Here is a 19,489-nt window from a genome sequence, read left to right as displayed (position 1 = left end):
GGTGGTGCCTGAAGCTTCCGAACTCGACGAGCGTGTCCCGCCGAAACGCGTACTCGGCCTCGCCGTGCCCGCGCTCGGCGTCCTCGCGGCCGAACCGCTGTACGTCCTGGTGGACACGGCCGTCGTCGGGCATCTCGGCGCGCTGCCGCTGGCCGGGCTCGCGGTCGGCGGTGTCGTGCTGTCGCAGGTTTCGAGCCAGCTGACGTTCCTGTCGTACGGCACCACGTCGCGGACGGCACGGCTGCACGGCGCCGGACGTCGTGGCGACGCGGTCCGCGAAGGTGTCCAGGCGACCTGGCTCGCGGTGATCGTCGGGCTGGTCGTGATCGTCGCCGGGCAGCTGCTGGCCGCGCCCATCGCCCGGGTCCTCTCCGGGGACGCCGCGATCACCGACGCCGCCGTCTCCTGGCTGCGGATCGCGCTGTTCGGGACGCCGTTCATCCTCATCACGATGGCGGGCAACGGCTGGATGCGCGGCGTGCAGGACTCCGCGAAACCGTTGCGCTATGTCCTGGCGGGCAACGGGATCTCCGCCGTGCTGTGCCCGCTGCTGGTGTACGGCGCGGACTGGGGACTGGAAGGTTCGGCGATCGCGAACGTCGTCGCGCAGGTGATCTCGGCGTCGCTGTTCATCGTGGCACTGGTGCGAGAGCGGGTCGGGCTGCGCCCCGAGCCGAAGGTGATGCGCGCCCAGCTCGGCCTCGGCCGCGACCTGGTGCTGCGCAGCCTCGCCTTCCAGGCGTGCTTCGTCTCGGCCGCCGCGGTCGCCGCGCGGACGTCCACCGAGGCGGTCGGCGCGCACCAGGTCGTACTCCAGCTGTGGACGTTCCTCGCCCTCGTCCTGGACTCGCTCGCGATCGCCGCGCAGTCGCTCGTGGGCGCCGCCCTCGGCGCCGGTGCGAGCAGACGGGCGCGCGGTGTGTCGAACCAGATCACCCTGTACGGCCTGATATTCGGCTGTTTCCTCGGTGTCGTGTTCGCGTCGGTGGCCGGGGTGCTGCCGCAGGTGTTCACCTCGGACGCGGCCGTGCTCGGGCAGATCCCGCACGCGTGGTGGTTCTTCGTCGCGCTGCAACCGATCGCCGGGGTGGTGTTCGCGCTGGACGGCGTCCTGCTCGGTGCCGGCGACGCCGCCTTCCTGCGCAACGCGACGTTGCTGAGCGCGGCGCTGGGGTTCCTGCCGCTGGTCTGGTTGTCGCTCGCGTTCGGCTGGGGGCTGGCCGGGATCTGGACCGGGCTCTCGCTGTTCATGCTGCTGCGGCTGGCGACCCTGCTGGTGCGGTGGCGCTCGGGGCGATGGGCCGTGGAAGGCGCCGTCCGCGCGTCCTGACCCCCGCAATTCGTCACCTACTTGCGGCCCGGACCGATGCAAGTATTGAGGGGTAAGGCAAACGTTTCGTGGTGCGGGGCCGGTGTCGCTTCTGCGTGGGTGTTCTCCTGGTAGTGAGGGCCTCTTTGCCTACTTTGACGGTAGGGAAGGAGGCCCTCACTACCGTCAGATGTGGTCCCTGGTGACGGTGGGACGGCTGTGACCTCGGCGGTCGGTCGGTAAGGCGTAACTCACGTGCTTGGGGACGTAACTCACGTGCTTGGGGACGTAACTCACGTGCCTGGATGCCGCACTCGCGAGTGCGGAGTCTGAACACGCGAGTTACGTCTCTGAACACGCGAGATCCGGGTCTGAGCACGCGAGTGCGGTGTCGCGTCACCCAGCCCACCGTCTCACCCCAGACACGACACGTTTGCCCTACCCCTCAAGTAGGTGACGAATTGCAGGGGTGGCGGGCGGACCTGTGGCGAAAACCACCCGGGTAACGGCTATGTTTCGTCGTTGCTTAGGAGCTACAACTATATGAGGCGGCAGCGCGGGCGTCTCTTGTTGCCCGGAGCCGTCCTCGAGGAGGAATCACTGTGACAGGCCGAGCCACCCGCCGGTCCTGGTTCATCTGGTTCGCCGCCGTCACCGTCTATCTTCTCGCCGTCTTCCACCGCACGTCGTTCGGCGTCGCCGGGCTCCAGGCCGCCGACCGCTTCGGCGTCGGCGCGGCCGCGCTCGGCACGTTCACCGTGCTGCAGGTCGGCGTCTACGCCGCGATGCAGATCCCCACCGGCGTCCTCGTCGACCGCTACGGCCCGCGCCGCGTGCTCACCGGCGCCGTGTTCTTCCTCGGTCTCGGCCAGCTCCTGCTCGCGGTCGCCGATTCCTACCCGCTCGGCCTGCTCGCCCGCGGCGTCGTCGGCTTCGGTGACGCGCTGACCTTCGTGAGCATCCTGCGGCTGATCGCCGCGCATTTCCCCGGCCGCCAGTACGCGCTGCTCGCCGCGTTGACCGGGGCGATCGGTTACGTCGGCAACCTCGCCGCGACCCTTCCGCTCGGTCTGCTGCTCGACGGCCCCGGCTGGACCCCGACGTTCCTCGCCGTCGGCCTGGTGACCGCGCTGTACACCGCCGTCGTCGCTCTCCGCGTCGAGGACATCCCGCACGGTGTGCCGGAGCCCGTCCGCGAAAAGGTGCATCCGAAGGTGCTGGGCCGACAGGTCGCCGACGCGTGGCGCACCCCGGGGACCCGGCTCGGATTCTGGGTGCACTTCAGCACGATGTTCGCCCCCAACGTGCTGACCATGCTGTGGGGAGTCCCGTTCCTGGTGCAGGGACAGGGATATCCGAAGTCCACCGCGAGTTCGCTGCTGATCGTCTTCGTGTTCGGCTCGATGATCGGCGGCCCGATCGTCGGCGGCCTGATCGGACGGCGGCCGTCGCTGCGGATGCCGCTCGTCGGCGGGTACATCGGCGGCGCCGCGGTGATGTGGGCGGTCCTGCTCGGCTGGAACGGGACGGTCCCGGTCGCGGTCCTGGTCCCCGCGTTCGCGTTCCTCTCCCTCGGCGGCCCCGCGTCGATGATCGGCTTCGCGCTGGCGCGGGACTACAACCCGCTCTCGCGCGTCGGCACCGCGACCGGAGTCGTGAACGTCGGCGGGTTCGTCGCCACGACGATTTCGGCGCTCGCGGTCGGCGTGCTGCTGGAGTGGACGGGCGGCACGTTCCGCCTGGCGCTGCTGTCCGTCATGGTGGTGCTCGCGTTCGGCACCTTCCGGATGCTCGTGTGGTGGCGGCGCACCCGCGCCGTGCTGTTCGAGGCCGAGGCCCGCGGCGAGGAGATCCCGGTGCAGATCCGGCGCCGCCGCTGGGACGCCGAAGCGCCGATGCCCGTCTCGTCCTAGGCGAAGGCGGCTGAAGGACGCTTTCCCCGCATGCCATGGGGCGAAAGCGCCCTTCGCCGCGTGAGACGCGGGGAAAGTCCCCTTCAGCCCCGCCTGATCCCGAAAGATAGGGTTCGGCCCGTGTCGCGCCCCAATCAGGTTCCCGCCAAGAAACGTCCCGCCCCGCCGCCCGGTCTCGTGATCGTCGACAAACCGTCCGGAATGACCTCCCACGACGTCGTCGCCAGGGCACGGCGCTTCATGGGCACGCGCAAGGTCGGGCACGCCGGCACCCTCGACCCGATGGCCACCGGCGTGCTGGTGCTCGGCATCGAACGCGCGACGAAACTCCTCGGCCATCTCGCGCTGGACCGCAAGACCTACCTCGCGACCCTCTCCTTGGGACTGTCCACCACGACCGACGACGCCGAGGGCGAGCCGATCGCCGAAGCCGCCCCGGAGGCGGTCGAGAAGATCACCGACGACGCGATCGCCGCCGGGATCGCCTTGCTGACCGGCGACATCCAGCAGGTACCGAGCGCGGTCAGCGCGGTGAAGATCGACGGCAAACGCGCGTACGCCAGGGTCCGCGCCGGCGAAGAGGTCGTGATCCCGCCGCGGCCGGTCACCGTGCACCGCTTCGATCTGCTCGCCACCCGCCGCGAGGCGGGCCGGATCGAACTCGACGCCGTCGTCGAGTGTTCGTCCGGGACCTACGTGCGGGCGCTGGCCCGCGACCTCGGCGCCGGGCTCGGCGTCGGCGGGCATCTGCTCGCGTTGCGGCGCACCACGGTCGGGCCGTTCACGCTCGCCAAGGCCCGCACTCTCGATCAGCTCGAAGACAAGCCGGAACTGTCGCTGGACCTCGACGCCGCCGTCGCCGCCGCGTTCCCGCGCCGCGATCTGGACGTCCGCATGGCACAGGCGGTCCGATATGGACAGAGGGTGCCCGCGGCCGGGATCGAGGGCACCTACGGGATGTTCGGACCGGACGGCCGGGTGCTCGCACTCGCCGCGGACGAAGGCGAACTGGCCCGCTCGGTGGTCGTGTTGCTGCCCGCTTAGGGTGGTGCACGGAGCAGGCCTGGAGGAGACGGGGCACAAGTGCAGCGTTGGCGTGGTTTGGGTGACCTTCCCGGGAGCTGGGGACGGTGCGTGGTGACGATCGGCGTCTTCGACGGCGTGCACCGCGGTCATCAGGAGCTGATCTCGAGGACGGTCCGCGCCGCCGCCGAACGCGGCGTGCCGAGTGTGGTGCTCACCTTCGACCCGCATCCGTCGGAGGTGATCCGGCCGGGCAGCCATCCCGCGCAGCTGACCACGTTGCGCCGCAAGGCGGAACTGGTCGAGGGCATGGGCGTCGACGTCTTCTGCGTGCTGCCGTTCACGCTGGAACTGTCGAGGCTGACAGCGCACGAGTTCGTGCACGAGGTCCTCGTGGACAAACTGCACGCGGCCGCGGTGATCGTCGGCGAGAACTTCACCTTCGGCGCCAAGGCCGCCGGTGACGTCAATCTCCTCCGCACCCTGGGGAAGCGGTTCGGCTTCGTGGCCTACGGCGCGGAATTGCAGGGGCTGCTCGCGCAACAGCAGACCGAGAACGAGATCACCTTCTCCTCGACTTACGTCCGCTCGTGCATCGACGCCGGGGACGTCATCGCGGCGTCCGAAGCGCTCGGCAGGCCACACCGGCTGGAGGGCATCGTCGTCCGGGGCGACGGCCGCGGGCACGATCTCGGTTACCCGACGGCGAACCTGTCGACGCCGCGTTTCGCGGCGGTGCCCGCCGACGGGGTCTACAGCGCCTGGTTCACCCGTTCGTCGGATTCCAGCCGACGGCTGCGCGCCGCCGTGTCGGTCGGGACCAACCCGACCTTCTCGGGCCGGGAGCGCACCGTCGAGGCCTTCGTCCTCGACATCGACGAGGATTTCTACGGGCAGCACGTCGCGCTCGATTTCGTCGCCAAGCTGCGGGATCAGGTCCGTTTCCCGACGTCGGAGGGTCTGGTGAAGCAGATCGACGAGGACGTCGCGCGGACCAGGGACCTGCTCGGCGAGCAGGACTGATCGTTTCGGCCTTGGCCGGATGACAATCGGCAAACATGCCCGCCCACGTGCGTTCCGGTGGCAAGATGTCACGGACCGCGCATGGCGTTCGATGGGGTTAGGGGAGCGGACCAGGTGGAGGACCACAAGATCGTCCAGCGGAACATCGCGCTGCAGAAGGAGTGGTACGGGGAGCCGCTCGGCGATCGCGTGCGGAGACTGGTCGTCGCCTTCGACATCTCCCAGGCCTTCCTCGCGGAGGTCCTCGGCATCAGCGCGCCCATGCTCAGCCAGGTGATGAGCGGGCGCCGCGCGAAGATCGGGAACCCGGTCGTACTCGCCAAGATGATCATGCTGGAGCGCAAGGTCCTGGTCCCGGCGGTCGCCGCGGGGGACCGCAAGGCCATGCAGGAGGCGCTCGAAGACGTCCGCGATTCGCGGCCGACGGTGGGCAGGGACAGCATCCCGGTCGGCGCCGTCGCCGACGACCAGGGTGTGCTCGTGGCGCTGCGGGACATCGGCGAGGACGAAGACCTCACCGAAGCCGCGAAGGTGCTCGACGACGACTTCCCCGCGCTGGCGGACCTGCTGCGCCGCGCCGCGAGGAACGGATCCTGACGCGAGTCACGCGCCCATGACCCTCTTCAGTGCGTTGATCCCGCCGGACGGTGTCCTCGACGAGGTCGCCGCCGCGCTGGGTGCACCCGAAGACGAAGGTTTCCGCTGGACAACGCGGGAAAGCTGGCATATCACCCTCGGTTTCTACGGCGAGGACGACGCGGACGAGCGAGGCGAATGGCTCGCCGGGCGGCTGGCAGACGCGGGCCCGATCGACCTCCGGCTGGAAAAGGCCGCGACATTCCCCGGGGTGCTGTGGTTGAGTGTTGCCGGAACCGGGCTCCACGAGCTGGCCACGAAGGCCGGTGCGGGGAACGAAGGCAGGCCGTACGTGGCCCACCTGACACTGGCCCGCTTCCCCCGCGACCGGCCGGAAGCCGGAAGCCGCGAGCGCGTGGGTGGAGCGGCTGGCCGGGTTCACCAGTGAGACTTGGACGGCGACCGAGGCCGTTCTGATGAGCAGTGACCATGAGCAGGGGTCGTCGCGCTACCGGGTGATCCGGTCGTACGCGTTGGACCACGCCCGCGACTGAAGCCGCTGATCACGAGGCTGGTAGCCTTGACGATCGGGTCCGGCTGCAGTCCGTGGCGGCCGTGACCGTCTCACCCGGCGTGAAGACATCGTCCGGGCCGCACGGCACAGATATCTAGGAGCACCACAGTGGCGTTGTCCACCGAAGAAAAGAAGACGATCCTTGCCGAGTACGGCGTGCACGACTCGGACACCGGATCCCCCGAGGCCCAGGTCGCGCTGCTGACCAAGCGCATCGTCGGCCTCACCGAGCACCTCAAGGCTCACAAGCACGACCACCACTCCCGTCGCGGGCTTCTGCTGCTGGTCGGCCGCCGCCGCCGGCTGCTGAACTACGTGATGAAGGTGGACATCGAGCGTTACCGTGCGCTGATCCAGCGTCTCGGCCTGCGCCGATAGCTTGAACCCGAGGGGGAGTGACCACGACGGTCGCTCCCCCTCGGTCCAAGTACACAGGAACACGCGGCGCGAGCGCGCACGAGGAACCGTCCGCCGGTCCTCGGTAGTGGTTCCCGGGCAACGGCCCGGGGGCTTCGATCGAAGACCGGCATCACTCCTCGAGCGTCCGCAGGCGAAACAGGTCCCAGGGTGGGAGACTCGCGCCGTTACAGAGGATCAAAAGAGGAGATACACCATATGACCGACTCCACCGGAGTCACCGTGCACGAAACCGAAGCCGTGATCGACAACGGCCGTTTCGGCACCCGCACCGTCCGCTTCGAGACCGGCCGCCTTGCCCGTCAGGCCGCAGGCGCGGTCGTCGCGTACCTCGACGAAGAGACCATGCTGCTCTCGGCGACCACCGCGTCGAAGCACCCGAAGGACCACTTCGACTTCTTCCCGCTGACCGTGGACGTCGAGGAGCGGATGTACGCCGCCGGACGCATCCCCGGCGCGTTCTTCCGTCGCGAGGGTCGCCCGTCGACCGACGCGATCCTGACCTGCCGCCTGATCGACCGGCCGCTGCGCCCGTCGTTCACCGACGGTCTCCGCAACGAGATCCAGGTCGTCATCACCGTCCAGAGCCTCAACCCGGACGACCCGTACGACGTGCTCGCGATCAACGCGGCTTCGGCCTCGACCCAGATCGCCGGCCTGCCGTTCTCCGGTCCGGTCGGCGGCGTCCGCGTCGCGCTGATCGAGGGCCAGTGGGTCGCGTTCCCGACCTGGAAGCAGCTCGAGGACGCCACCTTCAACATGGTGGTCGCCGGCCGCATCGTGGGTGACGACGTCGCCATCATGATGGTCGAGGCCGAGGCCACCGACAAGACGCTCGACCTGATCGCCGACGGCGGCAAGTCGCCGGACGAGATCGCCGTCGCCGAGGGCCTCGAGGCCTCGAAGCCGTTCATCAAGGTGCTGTGCGAGGCCCAGCAGCAGCTGGCCGACGTCGCCGCCAAGCCGACCGGCGAGTTCCCGGTCTTCCTCGCCTTCGAGCAGGACGCGTTCGACGCCGTCGCCGCCATCGCGACCGACGACCTCGCCAACGCCCTGACCATCGCGGGCAAGCAGGACCGCGACAACGCGACCGACCAGGTCAAGGCCGCGGTGCTGGAGAAGATCGGCCTTGGCGAGGGCGAAGCCTTCCAGGGTCGCGAGAAGGAGATCGGCGCGGCGTTCAAGGCCCTGTCGAAGAAGATCATGCGCAAGCGCGTCCTCACGGACAAGATCCGGATGGACGGCCGCGGCCTGACCGACATCCGGTCGCTCGGCGCCGAGGTCGCCGTGATCCCGCGGGCGCACGGTTCCGCGCTGTTCGAGCGCGGTGAGACCCAGATCCTGGGTGTCACCACGCTGAACATGCTCCGCATGGAGCAGCAGATCGACTCGCTCTCCCCGGAGACCACGAAGCGGTACCTGCACCACTACAACTTCCCGCCGTTCTCCACCGGCGAGACCGGCCGCGTCGGTTCGCCGAAGCGGCGCGAGATCGGCCACGGCATGCTCGCCGAGCGCGCCCTGGTCCCGGTCCTGCCGAAGCGTGACGAGTTCCCGTACGCGATCCGTCAGGTCTCCGAGGCGCTGGGCTCCAACGGCTCCACCTCGATGGGCTCGGTCTGCGCCTCGACCATGGGTCTGCTGAACGCGGGTGTCCCGCTGAAGGCGCCGGTCGCCGGCATCGCCATGGGCCTCATCTCCGACGAGGTCGACGGCGAGACCCGCTACGTCGCGCTGACCGACATCCTCGGTGCCGAGGACGCCATGGGCGACATGGACTTCAAGGTCGCCGGCACCAAGGACATCATCACCGCGCTGCAGCTGGACACGAAGCTCGACGGCATCCCGTCGGAGGTCCTCGCGGCCGCGCTGAAGCAGGCGAAGGACGCTCGCCTCACCATCCTGGAGGTCATCGCCGAGGCGATCGACGGCCCGGACGAGATGAGCCCGTACGCCCCGCGCGTCACCAGCGTGAAGATCCCGGTGGACAAGATCGGCGAGGTCATCGGCCCGAAGGGCAAGATGATCAACTCGATCACCGAGGAGACCGGCGCCGACATCTCCATCGAGGACGACGGCACGATCTACGTGGGCGCGGCCGACGGCCCGTCGGCGGAGGCGGCGATCGACAAGATCAACGCCATCGCCAACCCGCAGCTGCCCAAGGTCGGCGAGCGCTTCCTCGGCACCGTGGTGAAAACGGCCGCGTTCGGCGCGTTCGTCTCGCTGCTGCCGGGCAAGGACGGCCTGGTGCACATCTCGAAGCTGGGCAACGGCAAGCGGATCAACAAGGTCGAAGACGTGGTCAACGTGGGCGACAAGCTCCGCGTCGAGATCGCCGACATCGACAACCGCGGCAAGATCAGCCTGATCGTGGTCCAGGAAGAGGACACGGCGGACGCCAAGGCGGCCGAAGGCGAGAAGGCCGACGCTCCGAAGGCCGACGCCCAGTAGGTCCGGCCAGATCGATGTGAAACGTCATGAAAGGGTCGTTCAGGACATTTTTCGTCCTGAACGACCCTTTCATGACATGTGAGTAAGGGATCCGTTGGCTCGTCAGATCTTTGGGCACGAACAGCCCGTCGGCAGCACCCGCACGCTGGAGTCCACTTCGGACGGTGCGGTGGTCAAGCGCAGTGTGCTCGCCGGAGGGCTGCGGGTCATCACCGAACATGTGCCCGCCTCCCGGTCGGTGACGGTCGGGCTGTGGGTCGGGGTCGGATCCCGTGACGAGCCTTCGTCGGTCGAGGGCGCGGCGCACTACCTCGAGCACCTGCTGTTCAAGGGCACCACGAACCGCGACGCCACCCAGATCGCCGAGGAGATCGACGCGGTCGGCGGCGAGTTCAACGCCTTCACCGCGAAGGAGCACACCTGCTACTACGCGCAGGTGCTCGACGAGGATCTGCCGCTCGCGATGGATCTCGTCACCGACGTCGTGTTCGAGGCGCTGTGCACGGACAAGGACGTCGAGACCGAGCGCAGTGTCGTGCTCGAAGAGATCTCGATGCGTGACGACGACCCCGAAGACCTGCTGCACGAGACGTTCGTCGGCGCGATTCTTGGCGACCACGCGCTGGGTCGTCCGGTGCTCGGCAGCGAGAAGTCCATCGTGGAGATGTCCGCGTCGGCGCTGCGCGGGTTCTACCGGCGCCGCTACACGCTGCCGCGGATGGTGCTCGCCGTCGCGGGGAACATCGAGCACACTCAGGTGCTTCGCTTGGTGCGCAAGGCTTTGCGACACAAGCTGACCGGCACGGCGACACCCGTGGCGCCGCGCGGCGGCCGTGCGCGGATCGCGATGGCACCGAAGCTCGCGCTGCACACCGACGACACCGAGCAGGCGCACGTCATGCTCGGCCTGCGTTCCCTTTCGCGGCACGACGACCGCCGGTTCGCGCAGTCGGTGCTCAACGCCGCGCTCGGCGGCGGCATGAGTTCGCGTCTGTTCCAGGAGGTCCGCGAGAAGCGCGGGCTGGCATACCAGGTGTACTCGTCCGTCGCGAGCTACGCCGACGCCGGGCACATGGCGGTGTACGCGGGCTGCCAGCCGGAGAAGCTCGGCGAGGTCGCCGGGCTGATCCGCGAGGTGCTCGAAGTCGTCGGCAAGGACGGGCTGAGCGAAGCCGAGGTCGCGCGGGCGAAGGGGCAGTTGCGGGGCGGGCTCGTGCTCGGTCTCGAGGACACCTCGTCGCGGATGTCGCGGATCGGCAAGAACGAACTGAACTACGGCCGCTATCTCGGCGTCGACGACACGGTGGCGCGGATCGACGCCGTCACCACCGAAGAGGTCTGTGCGCTCGCTCGCACTCTGCTGCGCCGCCCTGGTGGCGTGTCGGCGGCGGCGGTGGTCGGGCCGTACGCTCACGCCGACGACCTTCCGGACGATCTGCACGAGGTGATCGCATCATGACCGCTGGAATTCGCGTCGGCGTGCTGGGCGCACGCGGCCGGATGGGCCAGGAAGTGGTCAACGCCGTCAACGGCGCCGACGACATGGAACTCATCGCCGCGCTCGACGCCGGTGACGACCTCTCGGCGCTTAAGCAGGCGCAGGTCGTCGTCGACTTCACCCACCCCGACGCGGTGATGGGCAACCTGGAGTTCCTGACCGGCAACGGGATCCACGCCGTCGTCGGCACCACCGGGTTCAGCGAGGGGCGGCTGGAGAAGCTGCGCTCGTGGCTCGCGGCCGACCCGTCGCTCGGCGTGCTCATCGCGCCGAACTTCGCGCTCGGCGCGGTGCTGGCGATGCGGTTCGCCCAGCAGGCGGCGCGGTTCTACAACTCGGCCGAGGTCATCGAACTGCACCACAACCGCAAGGCCGACGCGCCTTCCGGTACCGCCGCGCACACCGCGCGGCTGATCGGCGAGGCCCGTGCCGCGGCCGGTCTCGAACCGGGCGACGACGCGACGACGTCCGAAGTGGACGGTGCCCGCGGCGCACTCGTCGACGACGTCCGCGTGCACTCGGTCCGGCTGCCCGGGCTCGTGGCGCACGAGGAGATCCTGTTCGGCGGCGAGGGCGAGACCCTGACCATCCGGCACGATTCGCTGCACCGCACGTCGTTCATGCCGGGCGTGCTGCTCGGCGTGCGCTCGGTGCTCACCCGGCCCGGCCTGACGGTCGGTCTCGAGAACATCCTCGACCTGTGAGGGCCCGCAACTTCGCGCTGGTGATGACGGCGGCGCTCGCCGTCTACGTCGTCCTGCTGGCGGGCCGGGGCATCGCGTTGGTGCGCACCGGTGAGACGGTGCCGGTGCTCTTCGGCATCGGTGTCCTGCTGCTGCCGCTGCTCGGCGTCTGGATCATCGTGACCACCTGGCGTTCCGGCGTCCAGATCCAGCGGCTTTCGCGGCGGCTGGACGAAGAAGGCGGCCTGCCCGACGTCTCCGACCTGCCCCGCCGGCCTTCGGGCCGGGTGGATCGCGACGCCGCGGACGCCTGGTTCGACGAGCGCCGGGCCGAGGTCGAGGCGGATCAGGAGAACTGGCGCGTCTGGTACCGGCTGGCGTACGCCTACGAGATCGCCGGCGACCGGAAACGAGCCCGCGCGACGATGCGGCGCGCCGTCGAACTCGAAGCCGCTTCCCGCTGACCCCCACGCAATTAGTCACCTACTTGCGAGGTTTCCTTACGCAAGTAGGTGACTGATTGCGGGGTTGTCAGTAGTGGAACCAGCCCGCGAACAGGGCGGGGGAGGCGGCCAGCAGGCTGAAGCGCAGCCAGCGGCCGAGGAACCCGGTGGCCAGGAAGGTCGTCAGCGGCATCCGCACCAGCCCCGCGAGCACACTCGTGGCCATGTACGGCGGCAAGCCGACGACCGAACTCACCCCGTACGTGCCCGCCATCCAGTGCGGGTGCCGATGGCAGCGTTCACGCAGGGCGTCGAGCCGGGCACGCATCTTCTTGGTCCGTGCCCGCCACCGGTCCCGGCGCGCGGTCGGTGGCCGCTCCCGGTGCAGACGGTCGTGCAGCGGTTTCGGCAGTTTGATCGTGCCCTTCGCGGCGAGGTAGTAGAGCGTCTTCCCGCCGACCTGGCCCGCCGCGACGATGGCACCGAGCAGCAGCCACGGCATCGTCGGCTGGCTCGCGCACAGGCCGATGAGGAACATCTCGATGCTGACCACGGGCAGGATCGCCGAACCGAAGGCGACGCCGAACGACAGGAGCAACCAGCCCACCATCGTTGCCTCCCCGTTACCTTCGTCTTCTCCAAGCTATCAGGTGAAAACCAGGACGCACTGGGGACAGCCCCCGTTCCCGGCTTCGGGGCCGCACCAGAAGATCACCTGTTCGTCGGCTCGCGGTCACCTGCCGCTGCCATGCTGAATCCGTGGCCGACGTGCACGACGCGGTCCGCGGCAAGGATTTCGCGGATCGCTTCGCCGACTTCTGCGCGGCCGTGGTCCGGCGCCTCCCCTTCGGGCTTTCCCGGCTGGTGGCGCCGAGTTTCCTCGGTTTCGCGCTCATCAACGGGTTCACCTTCGGGGTCGACCTGATCTTGCTGACCCTGCTCCGGAGCTGGCTCGGCCTGCCGGTGTGGCTGGCGATCACGCTCGCCTACGCGACGGCGTTCGGGTTGAGCTTCGTGCTGAATCGCAGCATGAACTTCCGCTCGCACGCGCCCGTCGGCAGGCAGGCGGTGCTGTACGTCGTCGCGATCATCGTCAACTACGTGGCGTTCCTGCTCGGCGTCGGCGCGGGACTGGCCGCGCTGGGCGTCGACTACCGGCTCTCCCGGCTCATCGCCGGGGCCTGCGAAGGCGTCTTCATGTACTCGGTGATGCGCTGGGTCGTGTTCGCGAAGTCAGGGAGCGAGCTCGAGGTCGAGGCCACCGGTGAGCCGGACTTCGCGCACGTTCGTGCTTCCGGTGTCGAGGATGCGGACGGTCCCGTCGGGGGACCAGCCCGCGCGCCGGAAGAAGCCCAGTGACGCGTGATCGGTCTGGGCGACCCAGCTGATCCCGCGGGTGGCGCCGTCCTCGCGCAGCCAACCGGAGGCGTTCGCCAGCAGCCGTCCAGCGTGCCCGCGGCGTCCCCAGCGGGGCTCGACCAGCAGCGAGGCGATGAGCGCCGTCGTCGAAGCGTCGTCGGGCAGCGCTCCATCCGCGGTGGCCACCTCGCTCGCCGGAGCGCGGCCGGCGACACAGAAACCGACGGTGAACTCGCCTTCGGTGGCGACGAAGACGCGCGTGCCCGGGTACTCGATCGTTTCGGCCCAGGTCTTCTCGAGTTCCACGTCTTCGAGTTCGGCGACGGCTGCTTCGCCGAGCAGTTCGGTGTAGGCGCTTCGCCAGGTGTCGCGTTGGATGCGCGCGATTTCGGAGGCGTCGGACACGACTGCTGAGCGGACTTCGGCGGCGGCCATGCTGCGCAGATTAGCGGTGCGGCCGAAAACTGTCGGTGGTGGATGGCAGCATTCCGGCAATGAGCACTACGACCATCAGCGGGCCGGTCGCGCGCCGGATCGCACTGGCCGCGCAGGGATTCGCCGAGGCACGTCCGGGCGGGGCCGTGACGAGGCGGCATCTGCAACGCGTGCTGTCGCGAATCCAGCTGCTGCAACTGGATTCGGTGAACGTCGCGGTCCGCGCGCACTACATGCCGCTGTTCTCCCGGCTCGGCGCGTACGAGCCCGCGCTGGTGGACGACGCGGCCTGGTCCCATTCGGCGCGCAAACCCCGGATGCTGGTCGAATCCTGGGCGCACGAGGCGAGTCTGCTGCCGATCACGGACTGGCCGCTCCTGCGGTCCGGGGCGAAACGCATGGGCTGGTGGACGAACTACGCGCGAGTGCTGGAGCAGACACCTCAGCTGGTGGACAACATCCTCACCGTAATCAAGGAACAGGGACCGATCGGCGCGGGCGGTATCGAGCGCGCGCTCGAAAGTGAGTCGGGTGGTTCCAAACCCGGCTCGTGGTGGGAGCGGTCGGAGGTCAAGAAGGCCTGCGAGTGGCTCTTCGGCATGGGCCAGCTGACCACCGGCACACGCCGGTCGTTCGAGCGGCTCTACGACCTGACCGAACGCGTCGTCCCGCCGGAGATCCTGTCGCGGACCGTGAGCCCGGAGGAAGGCGCCCGCGAACTGATCACCCGGGCGGCCGTCGCGCTGGGCATCGGCACCGAACCGGACCTGCGGGACTACTACCGGCTCGGCCCCGACGTCAGCAAGCGGGCGGTGGCCGAGCTGGTCGACGCGGGCGTCCTGGAACCGGTGACCGTGGACGGCTGGCCCGCCCCGGCATACCGGCACGTCGCGGCGAAGGCACCTCGCACGGTCACCGGCCGCGCGCTGCTGTCGCCGTTCGACCCGCTGATCTGGGAACGCGCCCGCACCGAGCGCATCTTCGATTTCTTCTACCGCATCGAGATCTACGTTCCCGAGCCGAAACGGATCTACGGCTACTACGTGTTCCCGTTCCTGCTCGACGGCGAACTCGTCGGCCGGGTCGACCTCAAATGCGATCGGGCCGCCGGGGTGCTTCGCGTTCAGGGCGCCTTCGCCGAGCCTGGCGTGGATGTCGCGCGGGTCGCGAGCGAGCTGGCCGGAGAACTGCGGCTGATGGCGGAATGGCAGGGGCTGGACGGGGTCGTGGTGGGGGAGCGGGGCGATCTCGCTCCGGTGCTTTCGCGCCTCGTGCGCTGAGCCTCGCCTGAGCCGAGGGACCTTCGCTCCCACTCCCGTGGAAAAGTGAGAGCAAAGGTCCCTCGATCCCCCTGCGGGCCCGCGGCTCAGCCGGCCGCGCTGGTCACCACCGCGTCGCCGGTGCCGGTGCGTGCCCGCACCTTCAGCGAAACCTCCGAAGGGGCGCTTTCCGCGACGTCCAGTTCGCTCGAGACCGACCCGGTCGTCGACGAAAGGTCGATCTCCGCCTGAACACCGCCGCGGATCCCGACCCGGACCTCACCCGATCCGGTGGTCAGCTCCAGCGTCCCGGAGGCGGCGTCCGCCACCGAGAGGTCGCCACTGCCGGTACGCGCCAGGACCTCGCCCGCGACCTCGCCGAGCCAGACGTCGCCCGTGCCGGTCGCGACCGTGGCCGAACCGCTCACCGAGGACGCTTCGACGGAGCCGCTGCCGGTGCGGAGTTGCAGACCGGACAGCGTCGGGCCGAGTTTGATGTCGCCGGTGCCGGTGCGGACGATCGCCGAACCGTCGGCCCGTTCCAGGCCGATCTTGCCCGCGCCGGTCATGAGATCGGCCCGTCCGGCCGAACCGGTGACCGTGACGTCGGCCGCCCCCGCCCGCACTTCCAGGTGCGAACCGGCGGGCGCCCGGACGGTCACGGCGAGCGGGACGTTCTTCAGCTGCCAGGCCTTCGGCGCCTGGACGACCAGCCGGTTGCCGACCTTCTCGATCCGGGTCTGTGTCACGGCGTCGCCCGCGGACCCCGCCGGCGAACCGCCGAGCTGGTCGCCGAAACGTTCGCCCACCCAGCTGAGCAGGCTCGTCATCCCGTCCACCCACGGCTGTTGTTCGCCGCCGTCCCGGCGGACCTCGGCGTGGATTCCGCTCTCGCCGGTCAGTTCGATGGTCACCCGGCCGATGGCCACGCTCACGTCGATCTCGATCGGGCCATCGGCCTCGAAGTCCTCGACGCGCACGGTCTCTTCACCTGCGGGAATGTTTTCCTCGGTCATTTCCGTCCCCCTCAGCCCTGGACCCAGCCGTGCAGGTGCGAACCGGCACCGCCGCCCGGCTTCTGCTTGTAGTCCCAGTGCTCGCTCCCGCTCTTGCCCAGCGCGCCCTGGACGGCCTGCGAGACGAACGTGTTCAGCGAAACGCCCTGAGCGGCGGCCGCGGCCTCGGCCTGGCCCTTGACCTGCTCGAACAGGCGCAGCGTGATGCGGGTGATGTCGCCGGTGTCGATCTTGGGTCCGCGCGGAGCTTCCCGCGGTGCCTCCTGGCGGGGCGCGGACTGCTCGGCGCCCTCGGCGGAGCCGGTGACGACGACGCGCACGTCGCGGCCGTCGAGCCGGACGTCGACGACGTGCCCCGGCAGCGCCGAAGTCACTTCGGCGGCCAGGTCGGCGAGGGCGTTCATGATGGTCAGGCGGGCGGCCGGCTCCAGTGCCGACGACAGCAGCGCGGCAGCGCGCCGCGTCTGCTCGTCGCCGGCCGAAGCCGTGTTCGCGAGGTCCTCGCGAAGGCTTGTGATGTACGGCGTCAGATCCATGACACCACTATGACGTCACTTGTGATGTCAGTCAAGGCGGTGATGACGTCACCGTGATGTCGCCCCGCCGTCGAAGACGGCTGCGGTTACGCTGCCCGGAGTCGTGGAGCAGGGGTCGAAAAGGAGTGCGAACGTGGCCGAGACCGTGTCACCCAAGGTTCAACTGATCGCGAAGACGGAGTTCTTCCCGCCGTCGGACGTGCCGTGGTCGACCGATGCCGACGGTGGTGAGGCGCTGGCCGAATTCGCGGGCCGCGCCTGCTACCAGTCGTGGAAGAAGCCGAACCCGAAGACGGCCACCAACGCCGGCTACCTCGAGCACATCATCGACGTGGGCCACCTTTCGGTGCTGGAGCACGGGTCCGTCAGCTTCTACATCACCGGGATCTCCCGGTCGCTGACGCACGAGCTGATCCGCCACCGTCACTTCTCCTACTCGCAGCTCTCGCAGCGCTACGTCCCGGAGCGCGACGCCGCGTTCGTCGAGCCCGACGTCATCGCGCAGGACCCGGAGCTGCACGCGAAGTTCCTCGCCGCCTCGCAGGCCGCCGTCGACGCCTACACCGAGCTGCTCGCCGGGCTGGAGGAGAAGTTCGCCGACGTGCCGAGCGCGACCCTGCGCCGCAAGCAGGCCCGTCAGGCCGCCCGCGCCGTGCTGCCGAACGCGACCGAGACCCGCATCGTGGTCACCGGCAACTACCGCGCCTGGCGCCACTTCATCGCGATGCGTGCCACCGAGCACGCCGACGTCGAGATCCGCGCCCTGGCCATCGACTGCCTGCGCGAGCTGCAGAAGGCCTCGGGCAACGTGTTCGCGGACTTCACCATCTCCGCGCTGCCCGACGGCACCGAGGTCGCGTCCAGCCCGAAGGTCCTCGAGGGCTGATGCGACGCCTCGCGATCGACGTCCGGCCCGGCGAATACGCGGTCGCCCGCCTCGCCCCGGACGCGCCGATACCGGCGAATCTGCTCGACCCCGGCGAGCCTGTGCTGATCTCCATCACGCGGACCCCGGAGGAGCTTTCGGTGATCTGCCCGGCCGGTCTCGCGCCTGCCGGGGCCACGGTCGAGGACGGCTGGCGATGGCTGTCGGTCCGCGGGCCGCTGGCCTTCACGCTGACCGGCATCATCGCGGCGCTGTCGAGCGAGCTGGCCGCGGCCGGGGTGGCGCTGTTCTCGATGTCCACCTTCGACACCGACCACGTGCTGGTCCGGGCTCCCGAGCTGGAGCGCGCGGTGAAGGCGCTCCGGGAGTCCGGGCACGAGGTCACGGTCTGATCCACGAGCTCGGAGAAGGAACCTTTCGGCGCGCGAACGGGTCCGAGTTAGCATCCTGCGCGAACCGAAGGAGCACCGAACCTTGACCGACGAACAGACCCGTCCGTACGGGCCGCCCCAGCAGACGCAGCAGGCCACCGGCGCGCGGATCGTCGCCGGCCGATACGCCCTGCTGGGCGAGCTCGGCCGCGGCGGGATGGGCATCGTCTGGCGCGCGCAGGACCAGGTGATCGGCCGTCAGGTGGCGATCAAGGAGCTGAAGTTCCCGAACGCTCCCGAGGACGCTTCGGTGCTCACGGAGCGGATGCTGCGTGAGGTCCGCTCCGCCGGGCGTCTCAACGATCCGGCCGTGGTCACCGTGTACGACGTCGTCACCGAGAACGGCGCGACCTACATCGTGATGGAACTGGTCGAGGCGCCGACGCTGGCCGACCTGGTGCGCGACCGCGGCCCCCTGCCCGCCCAGCAGATCGCGCTGGTGGGGGAGCGGGTGCTGTCCGCGCTGCGGGCCGCGCACGCCGCCGGGATCGTGCACCGCGACGTCAAACCCGCGAACATCATGGTCGCGCCGGACGGCCGGGTGAAGCTCACCGACTTCGGCATCGCGCACGCCGCCGACGACCCGCGCCTGACCACCAGCGGCATGATCGTCGGTTCGCCCGCGTTCATGGCGCCGGAACGGGTCGAAGGCCGCGACGCGATGCCCGAATCCGACCTCTGGTCGCTGGGCACGACGCTGTTCTTCGCCGCGGAGGGCATCGTCGCGTTCGAACGGTCGACCACCGCCGCGACGTTGCACGCGATCATGACCGAGGCGCCGTATCTGACCCGGATCCAGGGCCCGCTGGCCGCCGCGATCCTCGGCCTGCTGGTCACCAAACCCGAGGCGCGGATGTCGTACGACCAGGTGCGCAGCCTGCTCGCGGCCGCGCAGGGGGTGCAGGCCCAGCCGACCCCGCCCTCGGGCGGCACGGCGATGATGCCGCAGTCCGGCCAGCCGATGACCCGGCTCGCACCCGCGCCCGCACCCGCCAAGCGCAACCTCCGTCCGCTGTGGCTCAGCCTGGCCGCCGTCGCCGTGATCGCCGCCCTGGTCGGCGGGATCTTCCTCGGCCGCTGGATGGCCGCTCCGGAGGGGAACAACCAGGCGCAACCCACCCTGACCTACGGCATCAACGGCCAGGTCAAACTCGGTGCGTCCGGGGACTGCTTCAACGTGCCGCTCAAAGAGGGTGTCAACCTGAACGACGGGATCAGCTGCGACAAGGACCACCTGATGGAGATCTTCGCCAAGGGAAGCCTGCTCGACGTCGAGTCCTCTTCCGACGACGAAGCCCAGGTCGCGGCGTATCCCGGTGCGGACGTGGTCAACCGGATCGCCGAGTCGCTGTGCTCGGCGACCTTCAATTCGAACGTCGTCCCGGCGGAGCAGCGTTCGACGCTGATCTGGCGTCCCGTGGTGCCGACCGAAGCCGAATGGAACCGGCCGCTCAACGAGGAGGACCGGAGCTACTCTCGCGGGTTCCTCTGCCTGCTCGCCAAGACCGACGGGAGCCAGATCCCCGCGCAGATCACCACCAAGGTCAAATAGCTCACGCCAGAGTTTGCGCCGAGTTCGCCTACGTCGCGGAAAATCTCCCGCATTCGGCGGGAATGACCACGTCGGCAAGGGGTCGAACGGCCGCAGGAGGTA

At 69.3% G+C, this 19,489-nt stretch carries 18 protein-coding genes and 2 pseudogenes; 16 read left to right on the top strand and 4 right to left on the bottom strand.

Annotated features, from left to right (window positions below; genetic code table 11):
• Position 1: 1 nt before the first annotated feature.
• From ACLJO0_RS23945 to ACLJO0_RS23895, 11 genes and pseudogenes are all read left to right on the top strand, one after another.
• On the top strand, positions 2–1,330 hold the full coding sequence (locus ACLJO0_RS23945) for an MATE family efflux transporter (protein ID WP_410580601.1): 1,329 nt from the start codon (positions 2–4) through the stop codon (positions 1,328–1,330).
• A 581-nt stretch (positions 1,331–1,911) separates the two neighbouring features.
• On the top strand, positions 1,912–3,222 hold the full coding sequence (locus ACLJO0_RS23940) for an MFS transporter (protein WP_410580600.1): 1,311 nt from the start codon (positions 1,912–1,914) through the stop codon (positions 3,220–3,222).
• Positions 3,223–3,342: 120 nt separating this feature from the next.
• Complete coding sequence (gene truB, locus ACLJO0_RS23935; protein WP_410580599.1) at positions 3,343–4,266, top strand: tRNA pseudouridine(55) synthase TruB; 924 nt, start codon at positions 3,343–3,345, stop codon at positions 4,264–4,266.
• 39 nt (positions 4,267–4,305) lie between these two features.
• Positions 4,306–5,268: a bifunctional riboflavin kinase/FAD synthetase gene (locus ACLJO0_RS23930; protein WP_125785265.1), complete on the top strand. Its 963-nt coding sequence runs from the start codon at positions 4,306–4,308 to the stop codon at positions 5,266–5,268.
• 114 nt (positions 5,269–5,382) lie between these two features.
• A complete protein-coding gene (locus tag ACLJO0_RS23925; RefSeq protein ID WP_125785266.1) occupies positions 5,383–5,865 on the top strand; it encodes a helix-turn-helix domain-containing protein in 483 nt (160 codons plus the stop codon).
• A 16-nt stretch (positions 5,866–5,881) separates the two neighbouring features.
• Positions 5,882–6,398: pseudogene (gene thpR / locus ACLJO0_RS23920) on the top strand (RNA 2',3'-cyclic phosphodiesterase).
• A 128-nt stretch (positions 6,399–6,526) separates the two neighbouring features.
• Positions 6,527–6,796, top strand: coding sequence for a 30S ribosomal protein S15 (gene rpsO, locus ACLJO0_RS23915; RefSeq protein WP_072028105.1), 270 nt, complete (start codon positions 6,527–6,529; stop codon positions 6,794–6,796).
• A 237-nt stretch (positions 6,797–7,033) separates the two neighbouring features.
• Positions 7,034–9,289 (top strand): polyribonucleotide nucleotidyltransferase, encoded by a 2,256-nt coding sequence (locus ACLJO0_RS23910; protein ID WP_410580598.1) that lies wholly within the window; start codon positions 7,034–7,036, stop codon positions 9,287–9,289.
• 94 nt (positions 9,290–9,383) lie between these two features.
• Positions 9,384–10,748: a M16 family metallopeptidase gene (locus ACLJO0_RS23905; RefSeq protein ID WP_125793361.1), complete on the top strand. Its 1,365-nt coding sequence runs from the start codon at positions 9,384–9,386 to the stop codon at positions 10,746–10,748.
• Entirely contained in the window at positions 10,745–11,491 is a 747-nt protein-coding gene (dapB, locus tag ACLJO0_RS23900) for a 4-hydroxy-tetrahydrodipicolinate reductase (protein WP_410580597.1), read from the top strand. Before ACLJO0_RS23905 ends, dapB begins: the two co-directional genes overlap by 4 nt.
• Complete coding sequence (locus ACLJO0_RS23895; protein ID WP_125785271.1) at positions 11,488–11,934, top strand: tetratricopeptide repeat protein; 447 nt, start codon at positions 11,488–11,490, stop codon at positions 11,932–11,934. Before dapB ends, ACLJO0_RS23895 begins: the two co-directional genes overlap by 4 nt.
• Before the next feature lie 67 nt (positions 11,935–12,001).
• Here ACLJO0_RS23895 and ACLJO0_RS23890 read toward each other — a convergent pair whose 3' ends face one another.
• The gene (locus tag ACLJO0_RS23890; protein ID WP_410580596.1) at positions 12,002–12,523 is read right to left on the bottom strand and encodes a YqaA family protein; all 522 of its coding nucleotides are present in this window, start codon (positions 12,521–12,523) and stop codon (positions 12,002–12,004) included.
• A 149-nt stretch (positions 12,524–12,672) separates the two neighbouring features.
• On the opposite strand from ACLJO0_RS23890, the pseudogene ACLJO0_RS23885 reads away from it, so the two are divergent.
• A pseudogene (locus tag ACLJO0_RS23885) lies at positions 12,673–13,080 on the top strand (GtrA family protein); the annotation flags it as partial.
• Positions 13,081–13,146: 66 nt separating this feature from the next.
• On the opposite strand, the gene ACLJO0_RS23880 reads toward ACLJO0_RS23885, so the two are convergent.
• A complete protein-coding gene (locus ACLJO0_RS23880; protein WP_410580595.1) occupies positions 13,147–13,707 on the bottom strand; it encodes a GNAT family N-acetyltransferase in 561 nt (186 codons plus the stop codon).
• 59 nt (positions 13,708–13,766) lie between these two features.
• On the opposite strand from ACLJO0_RS23880, the gene ACLJO0_RS23875 reads away from it, so the two are divergent.
• Positions 13,767–14,987 carry a winged helix-turn-helix domain-containing protein gene (locus tag ACLJO0_RS23875; protein ID WP_410580594.1) on the top strand — a complete coding sequence of 407 codons (1,221 nt, stop codon included), beginning with the start codon at positions 13,767–13,769 and terminating at the stop codon, positions 14,985–14,987.
• Between the two features lie 86 nt (positions 14,988–15,073).
• Here ACLJO0_RS23875 and ACLJO0_RS23870 read toward each other — a convergent pair whose 3' ends face one another.
• Together ACLJO0_RS23870 and ACLJO0_RS23865 are read right to left on the bottom strand one after the other, a co-directional pair.
• The gene (locus ACLJO0_RS23870; protein WP_410580593.1) at positions 15,074–15,982 is read right to left on the bottom strand and encodes a DUF4097 family beta strand repeat-containing protein; all 909 of its coding nucleotides are present in this window, start codon (positions 15,980–15,982) and stop codon (positions 15,074–15,076) included.
• A gap of 11 nt (positions 15,983–15,993) precedes the next feature.
• On the bottom strand, positions 15,994–16,518 hold the full coding sequence (locus ACLJO0_RS23865) for a toxin-antitoxin system HicB family antitoxin (RefSeq protein ID WP_125793367.1): 525 nt from the start codon (positions 16,516–16,518) through the stop codon (positions 15,994–15,996).
• Positions 16,519–16,651: 133 nt separating this feature from the next.
• On the opposite strand from ACLJO0_RS23865, the gene thyX reads away from it, so the two are divergent.
• From thyX to ACLJO0_RS23850, 3 genes are all read left to right on the top strand, one after another.
• Positions 16,652–17,404, top strand: a complete 753-nt coding sequence (gene thyX, locus ACLJO0_RS23860; protein WP_005156312.1) for an FAD-dependent thymidylate synthase — start codon at positions 16,652–16,654, stop codon at positions 17,402–17,404.
• Positions 17,404–17,796, top strand: coding sequence for an ACT domain-containing protein (locus ACLJO0_RS23855; RefSeq protein ID WP_125793368.1), 393 nt, complete (start codon positions 17,404–17,406; stop codon positions 17,794–17,796). Before thyX ends, ACLJO0_RS23855 begins: the two co-directional genes overlap by 1 nt.
• An 82-nt stretch (positions 17,797–17,878) precedes the next feature.
• Entirely contained in the window at positions 17,879–19,387 is a 1,509-nt protein-coding gene (locus tag ACLJO0_RS23850; protein WP_410580592.1) for a serine/threonine-protein kinase, read from the top strand.
• The last annotated feature ends 102 nt before the right edge of the window (positions 19,388–19,489 follow it).

It is taken from the genome of Amycolatopsis sp. lyj-108 (genome assembly GCF_046549005.1).
Classification (GTDB): Bacteria; Actinomycetota; Actinomycetes; order Mycobacteriales; family Pseudonocardiaceae; genus Amycolatopsis.
This window is presented reverse-complemented; position numbering and strand designations above follow the sequence as displayed.

Excerpts from the sequence above, each read along its gene's own strand:
- dapB (WP_410580597.1), top strand. The coding sequence starts at position 10,745 with ATGACCGCTGGAATTCGCGTCGGCGTGCTGGGCGCACGCGGCCGGATG.
- ACLJO0_RS23870 (WP_410580593.1), bottom strand. The coding sequence starts at position 15,982 with ATGACCGAGGAAAACATTCCCGCAGGTGAAGAGACCGTGCGCGTCGAG.
- ACLJO0_RS23875 (WP_410580594.1), top strand. The coding sequence starts at position 13,767 with ATGAGCACTACGACCATCAGCGGGCCGGTCGCGCGCCGGATCGCACTG.
- ACLJO0_RS23910 (WP_410580598.1), top strand. The coding sequence starts at position 7,034 with ATGACCGACTCCACCGGAGTCACCGTGCACGAAACCGAAGCCGTGATC.
- ACLJO0_RS23855 (WP_125793368.1), top strand. The coding sequence starts at position 17,404 with ATGCGACGCCTCGCGATCGACGTCCGGCCCGGCGAATACGCGGTCGCC.
- ACLJO0_RS23890 (WP_410580596.1), bottom strand. The coding sequence starts at position 12,523 with ATGGTGGGCTGGTTGCTCCTGTCGTTCGGCGTCGCCTTCGGTTCGGCG.
- ACLJO0_RS23865 (WP_125793367.1), bottom strand. The coding sequence starts at position 16,518 with ATGGATCTGACGCCGTACATCACAAGCCTTCGCGAGGACCTCGCGAAC.
- ACLJO0_RS23880 (WP_410580595.1), bottom strand. The coding sequence starts at position 13,707 with ATGGCCGCCGCCGAAGTCCGCTCAGCAGTCGTGTCCGACGCCTCCGAA.